This window comes from Streptomyces sp. RLA123 (assembly GCF_056270165.1).
Genome location: NZ_JBWDOR010000003.1, coordinates 6,149,971 through 6,169,762 on the forward strand (window position 1 = coordinate 6,149,971; position 19,792 = coordinate 6,169,762).

Here is a 19,792-nt window from a genome sequence, read left to right on the forward strand (position 1 = left end):
GCCTTGGGGAGAGGATGTGATGACCGGCAACTCGGCCCTCCGGATCGCGGTCTTGTTGCACAAGCGGACGGACGGTCCGCGGCAGCCGCGACGACGACGGGTACGCATGCGCATCTCATTCCTGATCCACAACGGGTACGGCATCGGCGGCACCATCCGCACGACCTTCAACCTGGCGGCCGCGCTCGCCGGGCAGCACGAGGTGGAGATCGTCTCGGTCTTCCGGCACCGGGCGAAGCCGGCGATGCAGCTGGACCCCGCCGTATCGTTGCGCCACCTGGTCGACCTGCGGAGGACGAGCGGGACCTACGACGGTCGACACCCGCTCGCCCAGCGGCCCGCCGTCGTCTTCCCGCCCGCCGAGTCCCGCCACCGGGAGTACAGCGCGCTCACCGACGAGCGCATCGCCGCCCACCTCGCGGGGCTCCGGGCGGACGTGGTCATCGGCACCCGGCCCGGCCTGAACGCCCATGTCGCGCGGCAGGCGTCGCGCCGGATGGTGCGGGTCGCTCAGGAGCATCTGACGCTGGAGACCCACTCCGTGCGGCTGCGGCTCGCTCTGCGGCGTCTGTACCCGCGCCTGGACGCCGTGATCACCACCACCGAGGCCGACGCGGACGCCTACCGGCGCAGGCTCCGGCTCCCCGGGGTGGTGGTGCGGTCCATCCCGAACAGCGTGCCCGACCCCGGGATCGCGCCCGGCACCCTGGAGGCCAGGTACGTGGTCGCGGCGGGCAGGCTCGCCCCGGTGAAGCGGTACGAGGACCTCATCCGCGCCTTCGACAAGGTCAGGGCGGAGCGTCCGGACTGGGGCCTGCGCCTGTACGGCACCGGTGCCCGGCGCGAGTCGCTCGCCCGGCTCGTCGAGGAACTGGAACTGGGCGGCAACGTCACGTTGATGGGACCGGTGTCGCCGATCGAGCCCGAGATGGCCAAGGGATCGATCCTCGCCGTCTCCTCCGCGCTGGAGTCCTTCGGCATGACCATCGTCGAGGCCATGCGGGTCGGCCTCCCGGTGGTCAGCACCGACTGCCCGCTCGGTCCGGGGGAGATCATCGAGCACGGGGTGGACGGCCTGCTGGTGCCGCCCCGCGACATCGACGCCATGGCCTCCGCGCTGCTCCGGCTGATCAACGACGAGGAGGCCCGCAAGCGCATGGGCCGGGCCGCCCTGCTCAAGGGCGGCCACTACGATCCGCAGCGCATCGCCGAGATGTACACCGGGCTCTTCCAGGAACTGCTGGACCGCCGGGCCGGTGCGGCGGGCCGGGTGCGCGGCACGGGCCGGTACGCCGGGGGGCTGGCGCTCGCCACGGCCTACGCGGCCAAGGACGCCGCCAAGCGGGCGGTCAGGCGGGCCCGCTCGCCGGCGAAGTAGCCCACGGCGCCCGCGCGTCCGCCGGTCCCTTTCGGGCCGGCGGACCCGTGCCCGCCGCGGTCGTCCGTGCTCACAGGGCGTCCGGCCGCGCTGCCTGCCCCGACACCTGAGGGTGGTGGAGGTCGAAGGCGGGGGACTCGGAGCGGATCCGCGGGAGCGCCGTGAAGTTGTGCCGCGGCGGCGGGCAGGAGGTCGCCCATTCCAGGGACCGGCCGAAGCCCCACGGGTCGTCCTCCTCGACCTTCGTGCCGTGCCGCGCGGTGTGCCAGACGTTGCAGAGGAACGGCAGCGTCGAGATGCCCAGCAGGAACGCCCCGATCGTCGAGACCGTGTTGAGCGCGGTGAAGCCGTCCGCGGCCAGGTAGTCCGCGTACCGCCGGGGCATCCCGGCCACCCCCAGCCAGTGCTGGACCAGGAAGGTGGTGTGGAAGCCCACGAACAGCGTCCAGAAGTGGATCCGCCCCAGCCGTTCGTCCAGCAGTTTGCCGGTGAACTTGGGCCACCAGAACGAGAAGCCCGCGAACATCGCGAACACCACGGTCCCGAAGACCACGTAGTGGAAGTGGGCGACGACGAAGTAGGAGTCGCTGACCTGGAAGTCCAGCGGCGGCGACGCCAGGATCACCCCCGTCAGCCCGCCGAACAGGAAGCTCACGAGGAAGCCCACCGCCCACAGCATCGGTGTCTCGAAGGAGAGCGAACCGCCCAGCATCGTGCCGATCCAGTTGAAGAACTTCACCCCGGTCGGCACCGCGATCAGGAACGAGGTGAAGGAGAAGAACGGCAGGAGCACCGCGCCCGTGACGAACATGTGGTGCGCCCAGACCACCATCGACAGCCCGGTGATGGCCATCGTCGCGCCGATCAGGGTGGTGTAGCCGAAGACCGGCTTGCGCGAGAAGACCGGGAGGATCTCGGTGATGATGCCGAAGAACGGCAGCGCGATGATGTAGACCTCCGGGTGCCCGAAGAACCAGAACAGGTGCTGCCACAGCAGCGCCCCGCCGTTCGCGGGCTCGAAGACCAGCGACCCGAAGCGCCGGTCCGCCTCCAGTACGAGCAGCGAGGCCGCCAGCACGGGAAAGGCCATCAGCACCAGGACCGAGGTGAAGAGCACGTTCCAGGTGAACACCGGCATCCGGAACATCGTCATGCCCGGTGCCCGCATCCCGACGATGGTCGCCACGAAGTTCACGGCGCCCAGGATCGTCCCGAAGCCCGCCAGCGCCAGCCCCATGATCCACATGTCGGCACCGACCCCTGGCGAGCGGGTCAGGCTGTTCAGCGGCGCGTAGGCGAACCATCCGAACGACGCGCCGCCGGACGGCGTGAGCAGGCCGCCGACCACGATCAGCCCGCCGAACAGGAACAGCCAGTACGACAGCATGTTCAGCCGGGGGAAGGCGACATCGGGGGAGCCGATCTGCAGCGGCATGATCTCGTTGGCGAAGCCCGCGAAGGTCGGCGTCGCGAAGAGCAGCAACATGATCGTGCCGTGCATCGTGAACAGCTGGTTGAACTGGTCGTTCGTGATCAGCTGCAGCCCCGGGCGGGCGAGTTCGGCGCGCATCAGCAGGGCCATGGCGCCGGCCGCGAGGAAGAAGCAGAACGAGGTGATCAGGTAGAGGTGCCCGATCTTCTTGTGGTCGGTGGTGGTCAGCCAGTCCACCACCAGACGCCCCGGCCGCCGTGGCGTCCGCACCCGCTCGTCGGTGATCGGCGCCGCGTACGTCCCCATCCGCGCGCTCCCTCGTGATCGGAGTTGCTGTCGGTGTGTGCACGGTAGCCCGGGGTAAGCGTGTCGGTGGCGCGCCTCGCCCACCGCGCCGGGCACGGCCCGCTGGGGCGCGCCGAGGCCGGCGGACGACGGTTCCGGACCGGTTCCGGCGGCTTCGCGGCACCGTTGAGCGCGAGGTCGAACGAAAGTACGATAAAGGTGCCATGCCGTAGCGCAGCGAGGGGGGGCACCCCGTGACGCACCCGGACTTCCACCGCGCGCTGGCCTGCGCGCTCGCGGCCGCCCGGCGCGGCTTCCCGGTCATCCCGCTGTCCCGTACCAAACTGCCCGCCCTGCGGTCGCCGCACCGCGGTGAGACCGGTGGCGGGATGTGCCGCGGCCAGTGCGGGCGGTTCGGCCACGGGGTGCACGACGCCGCCACCGACCCCGTCCGGATCGCGGAGCTGTTCACGGCGGCGCCCTGGGCCTCGGGGTACGGGATCGCCTGCGGCCGTCCGCCGCACTATCTGATCGGGCTCGACCTGGACCGCAAGGGCGGCGCCGACGGCTTCGCGGATCTGGTGGACCTGGCGGCGCGGCAGGGCTTTGCGGTGCCGTGGACGCGCACGGTGCTCACCCCGAGCGGGGGACGGCACCTGTGGCTCACCGGCCCGGCCGAGGTCGCCGTCCCGAACTCCGTGAGCCGGCTCGGCCGCGGCATCGACGTACGCGGCAGCGGCGGCTATCTGGTGGGACCGGGCTCGGTCACCGTCGCGGGCCGCTACCGCTGGGACCCGCCCACGGCGTCGATGCCGCCCGCCGCCGTGCCGCGGCGGCTGCTGCGGCTGCTCATGACGCCGTCACCGAAGCCGTGGGCGGCGCGCGCGGGGGCCACCGGAGTCGGGAGGCCGCGGGGCGCGGGCCCGGACACCGCGGGCCCGCTGATCCGCTTCGTCCTGGACTCGCTGGAGGGGGAGCGCAACGAGCGGCTGTTCTGGGCCGCCTGCCGGGCCTTCGAGAACGGCCACGGCGAGGACGTGGCGGCCGAGATGGTCGGCGCCGCCGTCCGCACCGGCCTGCCGGAACGCGAGGCGGCCGCCACGGTGGGCTCGGCGCGCAGACATGTCCTGCGGGGGTCTGGCGGCCGGGGCGTCGCGGGAGCACGCTGACGACATGACCTCAACCGTATCGAGTGCCGGCCGGGTCGCGATCACCGAGGACGCCGCGGGGCTGCTGCGGCGCCTGGCGGACGAGCACGGCCCGTTGATGTTCCATCAGTCCGGCGGCTGCTGCGACGGCAGTTCGCCGATGTGCTATCCGCAGGGGGAGTTCCTCACCGGGGACTCCGATGTGCATCTGGGCGACCTCGGCGTCCCCGGCGTCGACCCGGTGCCGGTGTGGATGTCGCGGGATCAGTTCGCGTACTGGAGCCACACGCATCTGACGATCGACGTGGTGCCGGGCCGCGGCAGCGGCTTCTCGCTCGAGGCGCCCACCGGCAACCGGTTTCTCATTCGGTCGCGGTTGCTGACCGACGATGAGCTGGCGGCTCTGGGGATGTGATGTGAGGGAAGTGTGAGGGCCGTTTCCGGTAATTCCGGGACCCCCGGGCGCGGTTTTATCGGCGACGGATGGCGTGAATTCGTGGGGTGATTGGAAAACCGGATGCCGGGAGCATGAACGGTGCACGCCAAACGGGACTCGGCATCCTGTGACAGAAATGTGACGATGGCGCGTCGGCGTGTCTTCCGTCACGGCTCGTATGCGCCTACCGTGGCTCACATGGCTACCGACCCGGGCGGCACGCCCCACGCATCGCATCCGCAGGACCCGCCGGACGCCTATGTCGGCCTCGCGGCGGACCAGGCCGAGCGCCGTGCCACGGAGTGTGGCTGGACCACCGTCCGCTCCCTCCCGCCGGGCGCGATCATCACCATGGAGTACCGCGCCGGGCGGCTGAACTTCACCGTCGACGGCGGCCGGGTGACGCGCTGCTGGTCCGGCTGACACACTCCCGGCCCTTCCGTACGGCGACGGCCCCGGCACCCTGGGAAGGGGTGCCGGGGCCGTCGCCGTACGGGCCGGGGGAGGGCGCCGGGTGCGTACCGGCGACTCCCGGATGAGCCGGAGCCGGCCGCGGTCAGCCGGCGGTGCCGCGGCCGCGGCCCGCGCCGCTCTGCCCGAGCGGGCCCTGCCGGGCGGAGCGCTCGGCAGGCGGCCGGCGGCTGCCCGCCGGGGTGACCGGGCTGCGCTCATGACGGGTGGTGTGCGGACGGACCGCGTGGTGCGGCACCCCCGGCGCCGCGTTCGGCGTGCGGCCGCTGACCACCAGGCTGTCCCGGTCCGCCTCGGAGTCCTCCGCGACCTGCGGGGCCGCCATGGCCGGGCTGACCGGCCGGACGGTGGCGGGCAGCACGGCGGTGCCCCGGCGGCGGGCCCAGGCGGTGGTGATCCACTGCTCCGAGGAGGCCATCAGGGGTTCGAACCAGGGCAGCGCCAGCAGGATCAGCAGGCCGGCCGCCCAGCCGAGCAGCACGTCGCTGACCCAGTGGGTGCCCAGGTAGATGGTGGTCATGCCGACGCCGAGGGCCAGCAGCGCCGCGATGACCGAGGTCACCCGGCGGACCCAGGGCGTGGTGGCCAGATAGGCCAGGACGCCCCAGGTCACGACGGCATTGGCGGTGTGGCCGGAAGGAAATATATCGCCGCCGGCGAAGAGCTCGGCGGATCCGGCGGTGGTCGCGTAGTGGGGGCCGAGCCTGCCCAGCCCGTACTTCACCGATCCCACGGTCACGTTCAGCAGCAGGAGCGAGGTGCCCAGCACGAGCAGCGGGTGCAGCGTGCGCTGCCGCCAGGCGCGCCAGCCCAGCCAGACCGCCACGATCAGGGCGGTGGGGCCGCGCTGACCCAGGACGACGAAGTAGTCGAGGAAGGCGTGGACCTGCGGCCACTGCTTGTACGGCCGGAACATCATGACCTGCCAGTCCAAGGTCACGAGCTTGGACGTGGTCAGCACGGCTACGACGATGGCCACATACGCCACCAGCGTGGAACCGAACAGCAGTCCGCGTGTTCGGCTCATGCGCGGGAGCGCCTGGGCTGTCTCGGGCTTCGCCGGACGGCGAAGCTTGTCATCGGTACGCACTCAATCGACGTTACAGCGTGTGATGGGTGAGTTCGGCCTGAAGACCCCCTTCGTAATGACGATGTGATGTGGACTGCGTCTCAGTACACCCATTGGAGGTACTCCCTCGGGGCGCATTGAGCCAAATGCGCGAACTCCTGGATTTCTTGTTTGGAAGACGCTCGCCCCGATCATGGAAAACCCCGCGTTCGATTTTTCTCGCCCGGTTTATCGGCGACTGTCCGAGGCTTTACCCATGAGTTGCCACGGTGTTTGCCTCCCGTTCATGATCACGGTCGGTCGCCGGTCGGTCACCGTTCGGTCCCGGTCGGCTGCGGTCCGGACGGCCGGACATGTCCGGCAGGTCCGCCGCGCGGGAATCGGGCGTGACGGGGACCACGTCGGAACGTGACCCGGGCCCTCCACCGGCCGCCGCGACTCGCGTAGTGTGTCGATTCACTCGCCCTCGTCGCTGGGTTCCCCCGGGACCGTTCCCCTCGTCCTGCCCGGCCGCACCGCGAGCGCACCGCTGGGAGGTACGTACATGACAGGGACGACCTCGGCCGGCATCCCCGGGTCGGCCGCCGTCCCCCGGCGCGGCAGGCCGGTCAGCCGCTGGACCGTCCTCATCGTCCTCTGCGTCAGCCTGCTGCTCGTCGCACTCGACGCGACCGTGCTGCACGTCGCCGTCCCCGCCGTGAGCGAGGATCTGCGCCCCAGCGCGATAGGCCTGCTGTGGATCGTCGACGCCTATCCGCTCGTCGCCGCTTCCCTGCTGATCCTCTTCGGCACCCTAGGCGACCGTGTCGGCAGGCGCCGCATCCTGCTGCTGGGGTACGCGATCTTCGCAGTCGCCTCCGCGGTGGCGGCGTTCGCCCCCACCCCGGAGATCCTGATCGGGGCCCGGGCGCTGCTCGGCGTCGGCGGCGCGATGATCATGCCGGCCACGCTGTCGATCCTCCGGCAGGTCTTCCCCGACCGCCGGGAACGGGCGGCGGCCATCGGCGTGTGGAGCGCCGTCGCCGCCGTCGGCGCCGCGGTCGGACCGGTCCTCGGCGGCTTCCTCGTCGAGAACTTCTGGTGGGGCTCGGTCTTCCTCATCAACATCCCCCTGATGGTCGTCATCCTTCCGGTCGCCCGCTGGCTGCTGCCGGAGTCCCGCGGCGAGCAGGACGGCCCGTGGGACGTGGTCGGCGCGCTGATGGCGGCGTTCGGCGTGCTCGGCGCGATCCTCGGCGTGAAGCGGCTCGGCGGCGGTGCCCCGGTGTACGAGCCCTCCGTACTGGTGCCGCTGCTGGGCGGCTGCCTGCTGCTGGTGCTCTTCGTACGGCGGCAGAACCGGCGCGAGCACCCGCTGATCGACATAGGGATGTTCCGCCGCCCCGCCTTCGGCACCTCCGTGGGCTGCATCGTCCTCGCGCTGCTCGCCCTGGTCGGTCTGGAGCTCATCGCCGTCCAGTACCTCCAGCTCGTTCTGGCTCTCAGCCCCCTGGAGACCGGGCTGCGGCTGCTGCCGCTGACCTTCGCCGCCATGGGCGCGGGACTGCTGGGCTCGCGGATGCTCACCCGGTTCGGCCCGCGGGCCATGGTCGCGGGCGGGTTCGTCCTCACCGCGGGCGCCGTGCTCGGTCTCACCCTCATGGGTGAGCACGACCGGCCCTGGGTGTTGACGACCTGCTTCGTGCTGCTCGGCTTCGGCCTGGAGACCACCTTGTTCGCGGCGTACGAGTCGATGCTGAGCGAGGCCCCCGCCGAGCAGGCCGGCGGCGCCGCCGCGATCGGCGAGACCTCGTACCAGCTCGGGGCGGGCCTCGGCATCGCCCTGCTCGGCAGCGTCATGAACGCCGCCTACGCGCCGGACGTCGCCCGGACCCCCGGGGTGCCCGCCGACGCGGGGGCCGCGGCCGGCAAGTCGCTCGGCGAGGCCTACAAGGTCTCCGACCGCCTCGGCGGGACCGCGGGCGCCTCTCTGCGGCACGCGGCGCGGCACGCCTTCGTGCACGGCATGCACATCACTCTCGTCGTCAGCGCCGCACTGCTCCTGCTGGGGGCGGTGGCCGCGCTGCGGCTGCCGCGCCGCATGGAGTGCGCCGCGCGCCACACGACGTCCTCCGCCGCCGGGGTCCCCGCGCCGCGCGAGCACGCGATGGCCACGGTGGAGGCGTCCCGCTGACCTGGGAGAAGCGGGGTCTTTACCCGGACCCGCCGCGCAAGTAGCTTCGGGCGTGAAGCACTGTGATCACCGGAGGGACGACGATGTCCGCTGGAAAGCCGCTGTTCGACCCGTACGACCCGCTGGGTCTCGACGACCTGCTCGGCGACGAGGAGCGCGCCGTGCGGGACACCGTGCGCGCCTGGGCCGCCGACCGCGTGCTGCCGCACGTGGCGCAGTGGTACGAGCGCGGCGAACTGCCGGTGATCCGCGAACTGGCCCGTGAGCTCGGCTCGATCGGGGCGCTCGGGATGTCGCTGACCGGCTACGGCTGCGCCGGTGCCAGCGCGGTCCAGTACGGCCTGGCCTGCCTGGAACTGGAGGCCGCCGACTCCGGTATCCGCTCGCTGGTCTCGGTCCAGGGCTCACTGGCGATGTACGCCATCCACCGCTTCGGCTCCGAGGAGCAGAAGCAGCGGTGGCTGCCCCGCATGGCGGCGGGCGAGGTGATCGGCTGCTTCGGCCTCACCGAACCCGACCACGGCTCCGACCCGGCCGGCATGCGCACGTACGCCAAGCGCGACGGCTCCGACTGGATCCTCACCGGCCGCAAGATGTGGATCACCAACGGCTCGGTCGCCGGGGTCGCCGTCGTCTGGGCGCGTACCGACGAGGGCATCCGCGGCTTCGCCGTCCCCACCGACACCCCCGGCTTCTCGGCACCGGAGATCACCCACAAGTGGTCGCTGCGCGCCTCGGTCACCAGCGAACTGGTCATGGACGACGTCCGCCTGCCCGCCGACGCGGTGCTTCCCGGGGTCACCGGTCTGCGCGGGCCGCTCAGCTGCCTCAACCACGCCCGTTACGGCATCGTCTGGGGCGCGATGGGCGCCGCCCGCAGCAGCTTCGAGGCGGCGCTGGCGTACGCGCGGACGCGCGAGCAGTTCGGGCGGCCGATCGGCGGCTTCCAGCTCACCCAGGCCAAGCTCGCCGACATGGCGGTCGAACTCCACAAGGGCATCCTGCTCGCGCACCACCTGGGCCGCCGGATGGACGCGGGCACGCTGCGGCCCGAGCAGGTCAGCTTCGGCAAGCTCAACAACGTCCGCGAGGCGATCGAGATCTGCCGCACGGCGCGCACGATCCTGGGCGCGAACGGGATCTCGCTGGAGTACCCCGTCATGCGGCACGCCACCAATCTGGAGTCCGTGCTCACCTACGAGGGCACGGTGGAGATGCACCAACTCGTGCTGGGCAAGGCGCTCACGGGCCTCGACGCCTTCCACTGACGGGCCCGCGGCGCGGCGGGCCTGCTCCGGGGGCGGGGGCACCCCGGAGCGGCCTCAGTTCTGGTTGAAGAAGCCGTCGCCGCCGCGCTTGCTGTCGGCGTTGACGACAAGGTAGTCGGGCGGGGTCAGCAGGAAGACCCGGTTGGCCACGCGGTCGATGGAACCGCGCAGGCCGAAGGTGAGGCCGGCCGCGAAGTCGACGACGCGCTTGGCGTCGGCGGAGTCCATGGCCGTGAGGTTGACGATGACCGGGACGCCCTCCCGGAAGAGTTCGCCGATGCCGCGGGCGTCCCGGAAACCGTCCGGGGTGACCGTGGCGATGCGGCGCCCCTGTTCGTGCGCCGACTCGGAGGCCACGCGCACACGGGGGTCGGTGACCCAGGAGTCGCTCGGGGACGCCTCGGCGCCCTCGCCGTAGTCGGCGTACTCCTCGTCGTAGTACTCCTCGCCGCCGTTGTCGTCGACGAGGCCCAGCCAGGCGCTCGCGCGTCGTACCGAACCCATGGACGCCTCCTCTCTCACACACGGTCAGTTTGCCGTCCGCATCCCTATCGTCGTCCATGATGCGGAGGATGCGCCAAGTGGATACCCGGCAGGGAGGGGATTCGTGACATACCTGGTGCATTAATCTGCCCGGAAGTACCCGTTTGACGCAGGGGATACGGGTATCTGACGGATCATCGGAAAGTTTGGCACCCGGGAGGGTGACGGCGCACGGCCGGATAGCCGAACCGGCTGACGTACAACATGACCGGCTGATGAGGTGTTCCATCGCGACACGAGACGTGTGGGGGAGGCGATGTTCGGAATCGTCAGGCCGTGCCGGCATCGGCTGCCGGAGACTCTGCGCACCTCCTGGCTGGCCCATCTGTGCGGGCTCTGCCTCGCCCTGCGGGACGACCACGGGCAACTGGCCCGCGCCGCCACCAATGACGACGGCCTGATCATCTCGGTGCTGGTCGAGGCGCAGACCGGCACCGGTGCGGACGGCTCGGGCGGCACGCGGAGAGCCGCCGTGTCCCGCAGGACCGCCGGGCCGTGCCCGCTGCGGGCCATGCGGACCGCGCCGGTCGCCATGGGTGAGGGCGCGCGACTGGCCGCGGCGGTGCACCCCTCCACCCCCGCCCCCTCCGTTTCGTCATGCGCCTGATCCCCGGTGGGGGGTGGCAAAAAGACGGCCTCGGGCTGGGATCCGGGTTGGGCGTGACGCGGCTGAAAGCTGCCCTTGTGCGATTGTGCACGGGTCTTGAATACTCCGATGTGCGCAGCGTCTTGACAGGGGCACGCCACCCCCCACGGTGGTGGAGTCCCCGCTGTGCCTCACCGGCTCGCGCTACGCGGGTCAACTTCCGTTCCCCCACAGGAGGACAAGCGTGAGGATCAAGCGCACCACGCACACCCCCGCCCCGAGACGTGTACGGCTGATCGCCATCGCGTCCGGTCTGCTCGCGGCCACCGCGCTCACCCTGCCCGCCGCCCAGGCCGCACCGTCCCCCAAGGCCTCGCCGGAGGCCGCCACGGCGCTCGCCGCGTCGCTGGGTACCGGCTCCACGGCCGGGTCGTACTACGACGCCCAGGCCAAGGCCATGGTCGTCAACGTCACCACCACCAAGGCCGCGCAGGCCGTCAGTGCCGCCGGTGCCGTGCCCAAGATCGTCGCGCACAGCACCGCGCAGCTGAACAAGGCCGGCGACGCCGCCCTGGCCGCGGACGTCGCGGGCACCTCGTGGGTCATCGACCCCAAGAGCAACCGCCTGGAGATCACCGCCGACAGCACGGTCACCGGTGCCGAACTGTCCAAGGTGCAGAAGGCCACCGCCCCGTACGGCGCGGCCGTCACCTTCCGGCGCACGGCGGGCACCTTCAAGCGGCTGATCGCCGGCGGTGACGCCATCTACGGCGGCGGCTACCGCTGCTCCCTCGGCTTCAACGTCCGCAGCGGCAGCACCAACTACTTCCTGACCGCCGGCCACTGCGGCGAGGTCGCCTCGACCTGGTACTCCAACTCGAGCCAGTCCACCGTGCTCGGCACCAACGTCAGCTACAGCTTCCCGACCAACGACTACGCGCTGGTCCGGTACACCAACACCTCGGTGGCCAAGGGCGGCACGGCCGGCAACACCGACATCACCAGCGCCGGCAGTGCCTTCGTGGGCCAGGCCGTCCTGCGTGACGGCTCCACCACCGGTATCCACAGCGGTTCGGTGACCGGTCTCAACGCCACCGTCAACTACGGCGGCGGCGACGTGGTCTACCAGATGATCCGCACCAACGTCTGCGCCGAGGGCGGTGACTCCGGCGGCGCCATGTACACCTCCGGCGGTATCGCGCTCGGTCTGACCTCGGGCGGCAGCGGCAACTGCTCCAGCGGTGGCACGACGTTCTTCCAGCCGGTCACCGAGGCCCTGAGCGCCTACGGCGTCAGCGTCTTCTGATTCACCCGGATTTCCGATCCTGATGTGCCCGGCGGCCTCGGCCGCCGGGCACATCGCCGTATGGCCCTCTTGTCCGCAAGCCGTATGGTCGCAATACTCCGCGAGGCACCGCATAACCTCGTAGGGGGGCACAAATGAGGAACAAGGGGCGCAGGGACACCACTTCGCACAGCGGTACCGGCAGATGTGCGGGGTACCTCGCCGTGGTGGTCGGTGTGTTCGGGCTGCTCGCGGCCACCGTGCTCGTCCTGCCCGCCGCCGAGGCGGCCCCCGGCGGCCGGGCCTCGCCCGCGCGTCTCGCCGCGGCGGTCCGCGCGGCGGAGTCCGCCGACGTGCCCGGCAGCGCCTGGTCCGTCGACCCCGGCAGCGGCACCCTGGTCGTCCTGGCCGACGCGACGGTCTCCCGTGCCGGGCTCGACGCGCTGCGCCGCGCGGCCGGCCCGTACGGCGGAGCCGTCCGCTTCGAACGCGCCCCCGGCGTCTTCCGCCACTTCGCCGCCCGGGGCGGCACCGCGGCCTACGGCGGGGGCTTCCGCTGCTCCGTCGGCTTCAATGTCCGCTCCGGGGGTGTGTACTACTTCCTGACGGCCGGTCACTGCGGTGCGGCCACGGACCGCTGGTACGCCGACTCCGCACAGACCCGCCCGCTCGGGACCACCGTCGCCCATCGCTACCCGGTCGACGACTACGCCCTCGTGCGCTACGACACGGCGAAGGGCCACCCCGGCAGCGTCGGCCGGCAGGACATCAGGAAGGCCGCCGCGGCGTACGTGGGCGAAGCCGTCCAGCGCGCGGGCTCCACCACCGGCGTGCACGGCGGCACCGTCACCGGACTCGGCTTCACCGTCAACTACGGTGGCGGCGACATCGTCCGCGGACTCATCCGCACCGACATATGCGCGCAGGCCGGCGACTCCGGCGGCCCGTTGTACGACGGCACGAAGGCGCTGGGCCTGACCTCGGGCGGCAGCGGCGACTGCACGGGCGGCGGCACGACCTTCTACCAGCCGCTGCCCGAGGTGCTGAAGGCGTACCGGGTCGCCGTCTACTGACCGGCGAAACGCACCTGCCGTTCCGTCGTCCCCGGCGCCGCGAACTCCAGCAGGCGCTCGCCCTCCGCCGCGAGCGCCTCGCGCGCGGCGCGGGGGAGCGGCGCGTACGGCAGGACGTGGAGCACGGCCGCGCCGCGCGACGACTCGATCCGCCACAGCCCGTGGACGAAGCCGTCGTGGAGGAAGAAGCCGCGGTTGCTGCCACTGCCGGGGAGGGCGGGGACGGGAGTGCCGGGGGAGGGAGCAGGCGGCATGATCCGCGAGCGGTCGGCGTGCGACAGCGCGATGTTGTCGTACTGCGGCAGGAAGCGGGGCGGCGCCGGGGTCCCGGGAGCGGGGAAGGGCGCGCCGGGGACGTCGTACAACTCGGCGCCGTTCTCGTCGCGGTAGACCCGCAGCCGGGGGCGGAGCCCGTCGACCACCGCGCGCACCCCGGTGAGCCCGGACCACACGGTGACGTCCCTGACCGCCGCGGGGCCGAACGCGGCGAGGTAGCGCAGCACCGTCCGCTCCGGCGCGGAGTCCCCGGCGAAGTCGAAGGCGCGGCCGAGCCACTGCTCGGCCGGGGTCTGCAGGGCGGCGCCCGATGTCCGCCACAGCCCGCGCGGAGGCGGCTGGACCGTCGGCACGCGGGCGGTCACCGCGAGACTCAACGGGAGCCGTTCGCGCTCCGGCCACCGCTCCCGCAGGCCGTCGCCGAGCCGGCTCCCGGAGAGCGGGCCGCCGGCCAGGAGCACGCGGCCCGCCGCGGCGACCTCCGTGAGGTCAAGACCGGCCAGCTGCCGCCGGAACTGCCCGAGCAGCCGTCGCTCGAGGACGTCCTGGACGACCGGCCGCAGCACCATGCAGTCCTCGGCCGTCACCAGGTGAACGGTCCAGCGCAGCAAGGACATGCGCACCGCGCGGCGGTCCGCCAGCATCCCCGACAGCTCGCCCGGCTCGAAGTCGGCGATCCGCGACCACAGCGCCACATACGGGTCCTGCGGCTCCTGCGCCTGCAGCCCCACCAGGTGCCCGATCACGTGTTCCGCACTCACGTCCGCCCGCCGCAGCAGGAACTGGCGGGCCAGCAGAGAGCGGTTGAGGGTGCGGCGGTCCAAGGTGGTGCCCTCGGGAACGGTCTCTGTCTCCATGGCGGCACCGTATCCGTCGTTGCGGTCAGAAGCTGTCCGCAAGGGCTGCCAGACTGGGGCCGTGCTGGAAACCTCCGCCCGCTTGCTGCGGCTGCTCTCCCTGCTCCAGTCGCGGCGCGACTGGACCGGTCCCGAACTGGCCGGGCGCCTCGAGGTCACCGTCAGGACCGTGCGCCGCGACGTGGAACGCCTGCGCGCGCTCGGCTACCCCGTGCACGCCGCCCCCGGCACCGCCGGCGGCTACCGGCTGGGCGCGGGTGCCGCCCTGCCCCCGCTCCTGCTCGACGACGAGGAGGCGATCGCCGTCGCCCTGTGCCTGCGCACGGGCGCGGGCGGCAGTGTCGAGGGCATCGAGGAGACGTCCCTGCGGGCCCTGGCCAAGCTGGAACAGGTGCTGCCGACCCGGCTCCGGCACCGGGTCCAGGCGATGGGTGCGGTCGCCGTCTCCCGTCCCCCCGCGCCGGCCGACGCCGTGGCCCCGGACGTCCTGGCGCTGATCGGTGCGGCCTGCCGCGACCGCGAACGCCTGCGCTTCGACTACCTCACGCACGACGGGACGGCCGGCCGCCGTACCGTCGAGCCGCACAACCTCGTCCACCACGGGCGCCGCTGGTACCTGCTGGCCTGGGACACCGACCGCCAGGACTGGCGTACGTTCCGTGTCGACCGGATGGACCCCAAGTCCCCCGCCGGGCCGCGCTTCGCCCCCCGCCGGCCGCCCATGGACGCCGCCGCCTACGTCGCCCGGGGCGTCACCTCCCGCGCCTACCGGCACCAGGCGGTCGTGACCCTGCACGCCTCCGCCGAGTCCCTCGCCGAACGGGCCTCCTGGGGCTTCGCCACCATCGAGGCCGCGGGCCCCGACCGCTGCGTCCTGCGTACGGGCGCGGAGTACCTGGACGTCCTCGCCCTCTACATCGGCACGCTCGGTGTCGACTTCGAGGTCCACGAACCCCCCGAACTGGCCGCCCACCTCCGCGACGTCGCCGCCCGCCTGGTCCGCGGCGCGGGCGGCGACGGGTAGCTCAGGGCGTGGGGAGGCCCAGGTGCCGCAGGACCGAGCCGGCGGCGCGGGCGACGGCGGCACGGGACTCCGCGGTGGGGCCGAGGGTCTCGAAGCCGTGGCGGCCGTGGGGCACGTCGACCACCTCGACGCGGGCGCCGCACCCCTCGGCGGCGGAGAGGAAGTCCGCGACCGTGGCGGCGATGTCCGGCGCCTCCCGCCCCACGCGGGTCAGCACCACCGGCAGGGAGCCGGCCGTGCGCAGCGCGGCCGCGGGCCGGAAACGGGGTTCCACCGTGCCCCAGTTCGGCAGGGGCTCGAGCACGGGGTAGCTGGCCGCGACGCACCGCAGCCAGGCCGGTGGGGCCGCGAGCCAGTCGGCCGCGAGCAGCCCGCCGACCGAGAAGACCCACAGCGCGACACGGTCGCCGTCGACGCGGGGGTCGTCGCGGACGAGGTCCACCGCCTCGGCGATGTCGTCCGCGGCGCGCGCGAAATCGGCCATGCCGTGCAGCCGGTGGTCCACGGCCGCCCCGACCGCGCCCAGCCCTGCCAGGTACCGGCCGTACCCGGTGAAGGAGGGCCAGTCGCGCGGCGTAGGCCGCGCGCCCGCGGGTACCGGGCCGCCGTGGACGAGGACCACCGCGGGCCGGGGGCCGTCGGCGTCGGGCAGGTACAGGTCGACCCGTCCGTGGCGCTCGCGGGGCCGCTCGGGCAGGTCCATGAGGAAAGGCCGCAGGTGGGGCGGGAGTTCGTCCCCCGGCCCCCGGAGCCGGTACCCCTCGCCCGCGGCGGCCCGCAGGAGGACGTCGGCCAGTTCGCCGGGGGCGGAGAGCATCGGCCAGTGCCCGGTGGCGAGTTCGAAGAAGGTGACCCGCGGATCGACGAGGGCCCGCAGGTGCGGATCCCCGAGGCCGACCAGGGCCTCGACCCTGGCGATGCCGGACCCGTCGGCGGTGCACAGGACACCGGTCGACGGCACCTTGGCCACCGCCCCGGAGAGCCGGAGCGGCTGGGTGAGCGTGCCCGCGGGCTGCGGCGCGGCGAACCGGGTCAGCCGGGCCAGCGCCTCCTCGGGGACGCCGTCGAGGCTGCCCCACCGCTGCCATCCGTCCCGGCCGGGCGGGGCGACGAGCCCGTCGTCCCCGGCGGTGTGCCGCAGCCGCTCGTGGACCGCCGGATCCGGCACCAGCGCGAGCGCCGGGTCGCCGTCCCGGGGGATTCCCGCGTCCAGGTGGACGATGCGGGCGACCCGCTCCGGGCGGCGGTCGGCGGCGCCGGCCACCGCGTGGATGCCGTATCCGTGGCCGACGAGCACCACCTCGCACGCGTCGCCGGTGCCGTCCTCCTCGTCGATGACGCGCAGCACGTCCCGGACATGCGTCTCCAGGTCCGTGTCCGGTCCCGCGACGGCGCCCTCGCCCTCGCCCATGCCCATGCCGGTGAGCGTCACCGGATGGGCCCGCGCCCCCGACTCCCGCAGCCGCGCCGCCACGTCGTGCCAGATCCAGCCGCCCGTGTGGGCCTCGGACACCAGGATGAACACCGTCATGATCGCCTCCCGTACGCCGTGGTCCGCGGGGCCCCGCGCCGTACCGGGCCCCCGCGCTCACCGGTACCGTAGGAACTCCCCCTGAGGGAGGTTCAAGCCGTGCCGCCTGACGGCCTGTGGAGCATCGGGGACCTGGCCGCGCACGCCGGCGTCACCGTCAAGACCGTCCGCTTCTACTCCGACCGCGGCCTGCTGCCCGAAGCGGGCCGCAGCACCGGGGGGCACCGCCGGTACGGTCCCGACGCGCTCGACCGGCTCCGCCTGATCCGCTCCCTGCGCAGCCTCGACCTGCCGCTCCCGGACGTGGGACGACTGCTGGACCGTGAGGACGCCCTGACGGACGCGCTGGAGGACGCCGTCGCCGGGCGGCTGCGCGACCTCGGCACCCAGCTGTCCGCGCTGCGCTGGCGGGAGGCCGCCCTGTACGCGCTCCGGGACTGCACCGCCGCGGAGCGCGCCGACCGGCTGCGGCTGGTCGGCGCGCTGTCCACCCCACCCAGCACCGCCCCGATGAGGCGCTTCTGGCGGCGGTGGCTGCCGCCGCGGCTCCCGGCCGGACTGGTCGGCCGGATCCTGGAGTTGTCGGTGCCGGAGCCTCCCGGCGACCCGACGCCCGACCAGGTGCTCGCCTTCGCCCGGCTGCACGCCCTCACCACGGGCAACTGCTCCGACGACGTGCGCCCGCGGCCCGCGGAGTACTGGTCCGGCGCCGGCGGACGCCCCGCCGGGCTCTATGAGGGACTCGAGGAGGCGTACGACCTGGCCGCCGCGGAACTGCTGGCCGGACGGGATCCACGCGGGGGCGACGCGCTGGACTGCTTCGTGTCCGCCTACGCCCTGGCGCACGGCGCCCGGGACACGCCCGCCTTCCGGCGCCTGCTGGCAGGACTGCTCGCCGCCGAGCCCCGCGCCGACCTGTACTGGCAGCTCACCGCGGAGCTGTGGGGCCCGGCGCGGCCCACCCCCGGCGCCGCCGACGACTGGCTGCGCACCGCCCTGTCCGCCCCCGCCACCGGCCCGGACGCGGCACAGCCCCGGTTCAGGCCCCGTCCCGGCCCCTGAACCGGGGCATCCTCGCCTGTATCGGGTGGATCGACCGCGATGTACCGTGGAAGTACGCGATCCCGGACGGCAGGGGGCCGTGATGGTCGTCGAGTTGATAGCCGCCGTGCTCTCGGCCGGAGTTCTGTACTTCGTGGCCGGGGCCCGCGTCGTGCAGCAATTCGAGCGGGGTGTGGTGTTCCGCCTCGGCCGGGTCAGGGGCGTGGTGCGGGGGCCCGGGTTCACGATGGTCGTCCCGGTCGTCGACCGGATGCGGAAGGTGAACCTGCAGATCGTGACGATGCCGGTGCCCGCCCAGGAGGGCATCACCCGGGACAACGTCACCGTCCGGGTCGACGCGGTCGTCTACTTCAAGGTCGTCAACGCCGCCGACGCGATCATCAACGTCGAGGACTACCGCTTCGCGGTCTCGCAGATGGCCCAGACCTCGCTGCGCTCGATCATCGGCAAGAGCGATCTGGACGACCTGCTGTCCAACCGGGAGAAGCTCAACCAGGGCCTGGAACTCATGATCGACAGCCCCGCCATCGGCTGGGGCGTGCAGATCGACCGTGTGGAGATCAAGGACGTGTCGCTGCCGGAGACGATGAAGCGCTCGATGGCCCGCCAGGCCGAGTCCGAGCGGGAGCGCCGGGCCCGGATCATCAACGCGGACGCGGAGTTCCAGGCGTCCAAGAAGCTGGCCGAGGCCGCGCACGTGATGGGCGACGCCCCGGCCGCGTTGCAGTTGCGGCTCTTGCAGACGGTCGTCGCGGTGGCCGCCGAGAAGAACTCCACACTCGTGCTGCCGTTCCCGGTGGAACTGCTGCGCTTCCTGGAACGTGCCCAGCCCGGCCCGGGCACCGCCGCCCCCGCCGCCCCGGCCGCGGTGCCGCGCGAGTCCGTGCCACCGCCCCCGCCTGCCGCCACCGCGCCTGCCGCGGAGCCGGTCCCAGGCGGTGCCCCCGGCGAGCCGGCGGACCCGCTGCTGAGCAGCGTCCGGCGACCCCGGCCGTCCGACGCCGTCTGAAGCCGTCCGACGCCGTTCGACGCCGCGCGGGTCTCAGGCGGGACCGTCCGCCGTTCCCGCGTCCGGCCGCCAGACGTACGGCACGGTCGTCGTGACCGCCACCAGCCCCAGCCGCCCCAGGACGGGAGCACTGTCCGCCGAGGCGTCGACCTGCACGAAGCGGTGGCCCGCGGCGACCGCCAGCCGGGCCCGGTGGGCCACCGTCGCCCGGTAGACACCGCGCCCGCGCCACTGCGGAAGCGTCGAGCCGCCCCACAGCGACACGAAGTCCGTGCCCCGGTGGAAGCGGGCCCAGCCCGCGCAGACCACGGTGTCCCCGCTCTCGGCGACGACCACCACGCACGGGTCGCCCGGCCCGGCCACCTCGCTCTCCAGCATGTCCGGCAGCCAGTCGTGGCCGACGCCCCAGATCTCCTCCTCCATGGCGCGGATGCGCTCGAAGTCCGCGCGTGAGGTGACCTCGCGCAGCGTCACCCCCTCCGGCGGCCGCGGCTCGCCGGCCAGCGGAGCGGCCTCGCCCACCAGCACCGTCTCCGGCTCGTCGGGCGTGAAGCCGGCCGCCGTCAGGCGCTCCGGCAGCCCCGGCGGCAGGTCGTGCGCGAAGTACTTCCACTCCACCGCCATACCGAGCCCCGCGAAGTGGTCCCGCTCCCCGGCGATCAGGGCGTCCAGCTCCGGACCGTCCAGCCCGCCGAGGTCGCGGTAGTCGAGGAAGCCCGCCTCGCCGTGGCGGTAGATCTTGCGCAGCAGGGGGCCGACCTGTTCCACCGACGCGTGCCGGGAGAAGCCGTCGGGGACGCGGGCGCGCAGCTGCGCGTCGTACGCGGCGCGGTATCCCAGCGCCGTCGCGGAGGGTTCGAGAGTGCTCATCGGGCGGAGTCCACCA

17 protein-coding genes and 1 pseudogene are annotated in these 19,792 nt (G+C 72.9%); 12 read left to right on the forward strand and 6 right to left on the reverse strand.

All coding sequences use genetic code 11. The features are described from left to right. Nucleotides 1-106: 106 nt before the first annotated feature. Nucleotides 107-1,378, forward strand: a complete 1,272-nt coding sequence (locus tag RV983_RS28095) for a glycosyltransferase family 4 protein (protein WP_475988505.1) — start codon at nucleotides 107-109, stop codon at nucleotides 1,376-1,378. Nucleotides 1,379-1,448: 70 nt separating this feature from the next. On the opposite strand, the gene ctaD is transcribed toward RV983_RS28095, so the two are convergent. Further along, on the reverse strand, nucleotides 1,449-3,116 hold the full coding sequence (ctaD, locus tag RV983_RS28100) for an aa3-type cytochrome oxidase subunit I (RefSeq protein WP_475988506.1): 1,668 nt from the start codon (nucleotides 3,114-3,116) through the stop codon (nucleotides 1,449-1,451). Between the two features lie 233 nt (nucleotides 3,117-3,349). Between ctaD and RV983_RS28105 the strand changes: the two genes are divergently transcribed. The 3 genes from RV983_RS28105 to RV983_RS28115 all read left to right on the forward strand — a co-directional run bounded on the left by RV983_RS28105 (nucleotide 3,350) and on the right by RV983_RS28115 (nucleotide 5,102). Further along, the gene (locus RV983_RS28105; RefSeq protein WP_475988507.1) at nucleotides 3,350-4,264 is read left to right on the forward strand and encodes a bifunctional DNA primase/polymerase; all 915 of its coding nucleotides are present in this window, start codon (nucleotides 3,350-3,352) and stop codon (nucleotides 4,262-4,264) included. Between the two features lie 4 nt (nucleotides 4,265-4,268). Then, complete coding sequence (locus RV983_RS28110; RefSeq protein ID WP_475988508.1) at nucleotides 4,269-4,658, forward strand: DUF779 domain-containing protein; 390 nt, start codon at nucleotides 4,269-4,271, stop codon at nucleotides 4,656-4,658. A 219-nt stretch (nucleotides 4,659-4,877) separates the two neighbouring features. After that, a complete protein-coding gene (locus RV983_RS28115; protein WP_475988509.1) occupies nucleotides 4,878-5,102 on the forward strand; it encodes an I78 family peptidase inhibitor in 225 nt (74 codons plus the stop codon). A 133-nt stretch (nucleotides 5,103-5,235) separates the two neighbouring features. On the opposite strand, the gene RV983_RS28120 is transcribed toward RV983_RS28115, so the two are convergent. Next, on the reverse strand, nucleotides 5,236-6,240 hold the full coding sequence (locus tag RV983_RS28120) for a phosphatase PAP2 family protein (RefSeq protein WP_475988510.1): 1,005 nt from the start codon (nucleotides 6,238-6,240) through the stop codon (nucleotides 5,236-5,238). 523 nt (nucleotides 6,241-6,763) lie between these two features. Here RV983_RS28120 and RV983_RS28125 point away from each other — a divergent pair. Together RV983_RS28125 and RV983_RS28130 are read left to right on the forward strand one after the other, a co-directional pair. Then, nucleotides 6,764-8,392 carry an MFS transporter gene (locus RV983_RS28125; RefSeq protein WP_475988511.1) on the forward strand — a complete coding sequence of 543 codons (1,629 nt, stop codon included), beginning with the start codon at nucleotides 6,764-6,766 and terminating at the stop codon, nucleotides 8,390-8,392. Nucleotides 8,393-8,475: 83 nt separating this feature from the next. Continuing rightward, nucleotides 8,476-9,660, forward strand: a complete 1,185-nt coding sequence (locus RV983_RS28130) for an acyl-CoA dehydrogenase family protein (RefSeq protein WP_475988512.1) — start codon at nucleotides 8,476-8,478, stop codon at nucleotides 9,658-9,660. 54 nt (nucleotides 9,661-9,714) lie between these two features. Here RV983_RS28130 and RV983_RS28135 read toward each other — a convergent pair whose 3' ends face one another. Beyond that, a complete protein-coding gene (locus RV983_RS28135) occupies nucleotides 9,715-10,164 on the reverse strand; it encodes a cell division protein SepF (RefSeq protein WP_475988513.1) in 450 nt (149 codons plus the stop codon). 295 nt (nucleotides 10,165-10,459) lie between these two features. Here RV983_RS28135 and RV983_RS28140 point away from each other — a divergent pair. The 3 genes and pseudogenes from RV983_RS28140 to RV983_RS28150 form a co-directional block, all read left to right on the forward strand. Beyond that, nucleotides 10,460-10,768 (forward strand): annotated as a pseudogene (locus RV983_RS28140) (hypothetical protein); the annotation flags it as partial. 265 nt (nucleotides 10,769-11,033) lie between these two features. Beyond that, a complete protein-coding gene (locus RV983_RS28145) occupies nucleotides 11,034-12,095 on the forward strand; it encodes a S1 family peptidase (protein ID WP_475988514.1) in 1,062 nt (353 codons plus the stop codon). 134 nt (nucleotides 12,096-12,229) lie between these two features. Beyond that, a complete protein-coding gene (locus tag RV983_RS28150; RefSeq protein ID WP_475988515.1) occupies nucleotides 12,230-13,147 on the forward strand; it encodes a S1 family peptidase in 918 nt (305 codons plus the stop codon). Here RV983_RS28150 and RV983_RS28155 read toward each other — a convergent pair. Further along, nucleotides 13,141-14,280, reverse strand: coding sequence for a winged helix DNA-binding domain-containing protein (locus RV983_RS28155; RefSeq protein ID WP_475988516.1), 1,140 nt, complete (start codon nucleotides 14,278-14,280; stop codon nucleotides 13,141-13,143). The genes RV983_RS28150 and RV983_RS28155 overlap by 7 nt on opposite strands. A gap of 61 nt (nucleotides 14,281-14,341) precedes the next feature. Between RV983_RS28155 and RV983_RS28160 the strand changes: the two genes are divergently transcribed. Continuing rightward, nucleotides 14,342-15,304: a helix-turn-helix transcriptional regulator gene (locus tag RV983_RS28160; RefSeq protein ID WP_475988517.1), complete on the forward strand. Its 963-nt coding sequence runs from the start codon at nucleotides 14,342-14,344 to the stop codon at nucleotides 15,302-15,304. Between the two features lies 1 nt (nucleotide 15,305). Here RV983_RS28160 and RV983_RS28165 read toward each other — a convergent pair whose 3' ends face one another. Continuing rightward, the gene (locus RV983_RS28165; RefSeq protein ID WP_475988518.1) at nucleotides 15,306-16,835 is read right to left on the reverse strand and encodes an alpha/beta fold hydrolase; all 1,530 of its coding nucleotides are present in this window, start codon (nucleotides 16,833-16,835) and stop codon (nucleotides 15,306-15,308) included. A gap of 99 nt (nucleotides 16,836-16,934) precedes the next feature. Here RV983_RS28165 and RV983_RS28170 point away from each other — a divergent pair, with 99 nt between their 5' ends. After that, nucleotides 16,935-17,897 carry a helix-turn-helix domain-containing protein gene (locus RV983_RS28170; protein ID WP_475988519.1) on the forward strand — a complete coding sequence of 321 codons (963 nt, stop codon included), beginning with the start codon at nucleotides 16,935-16,937 and terminating at the stop codon, nucleotides 17,895-17,897. Nucleotides 17,898-17,979: 82 nt separating this feature from the next. Continuing rightward, on the forward strand, nucleotides 17,980-18,906 hold the full coding sequence (locus RV983_RS28175) for a slipin family protein (RefSeq protein WP_475988520.1): 927 nt from the start codon (nucleotides 17,980-17,982) through the stop codon (nucleotides 18,904-18,906). Nucleotides 18,907-18,939: 33 nt separating this feature from the next. On the opposite strand, the gene RV983_RS28180 is transcribed toward RV983_RS28175, so the two are convergent. Further along, a complete protein-coding gene (locus tag RV983_RS28180) occupies nucleotides 18,940-19,776 on the reverse strand; it encodes a GNAT family N-acetyltransferase (protein ID WP_475988521.1) in 837 nt (278 codons plus the stop codon). Nucleotides 19,777-19,792: the final 16 nt, after the last annotated feature.

Coding starts and splice junctions, on each gene's coding strand:
- RV983_RS28125 (WP_475988511.1), top strand. CDS start 6,764: ATGACAGGGACGACCTCGGCCGGCATCCCCGGGTCGGCCGCCGTCCCC.
- RV983_RS28155 (WP_475988516.1), bottom strand. CDS start 14,280: ATGGAGACAGAGACCGTTCCCGAGGGCACCACCTTGGACCGCCGCACC.
- RV983_RS28095 (WP_475988505.1), top strand. CDS start 107: ATGCGCATCTCATTCCTGATCCACAACGGGTACGGCATCGGCGGCACC.
- RV983_RS28175 (WP_475988520.1), top strand. CDS start 17,980: ATGGTCGTCGAGTTGATAGCCGCCGTGCTCTCGGCCGGAGTTCTGTAC.
- RV983_RS28180 (WP_475988521.1), bottom strand. CDS start 19,776: ATGAGCACTCTCGAACCCTCCGCGACGGCGCTGGGATACCGCGCCGCG.
- ctaD (WP_475988506.1), bottom strand. CDS start 3,116: ATGGGGACGTACGCGGCGCCGATCACCGACGAGCGGGTGCGGACGCCA.
- RV983_RS28135 (WP_475988513.1), bottom strand. CDS start 10,164: ATGGGTTCGGTACGACGCGCGAGCGCCTGGCTGGGCCTCGTCGACGAC.
- RV983_RS28165 (WP_475988518.1), bottom strand. CDS start 16,835: ATGACGGTGTTCATCCTGGTGTCCGAGGCCCACACGGGCGGCTGGATC.
- RV983_RS28115 (WP_475988509.1), top strand. CDS start 4,878: ATGGCTACCGACCCGGGCGGCACGCCCCACGCATCGCATCCGCAGGAC.
- RV983_RS28130 (WP_475988512.1), top strand. CDS start 8,476: ATGTCCGCTGGAAAGCCGCTGTTCGACCCGTACGACCCGCTGGGTCTC.
- RV983_RS28110 (WP_475988508.1), top strand. CDS start 4,269: ATGACCTCAACCGTATCGAGTGCCGGCCGGGTCGCGATCACCGAGGAC.
- RV983_RS28150 (WP_475988515.1), top strand. CDS start 12,230: ATGAGGAACAAGGGGCGCAGGGACACCACTTCGCACAGCGGTACCGGC.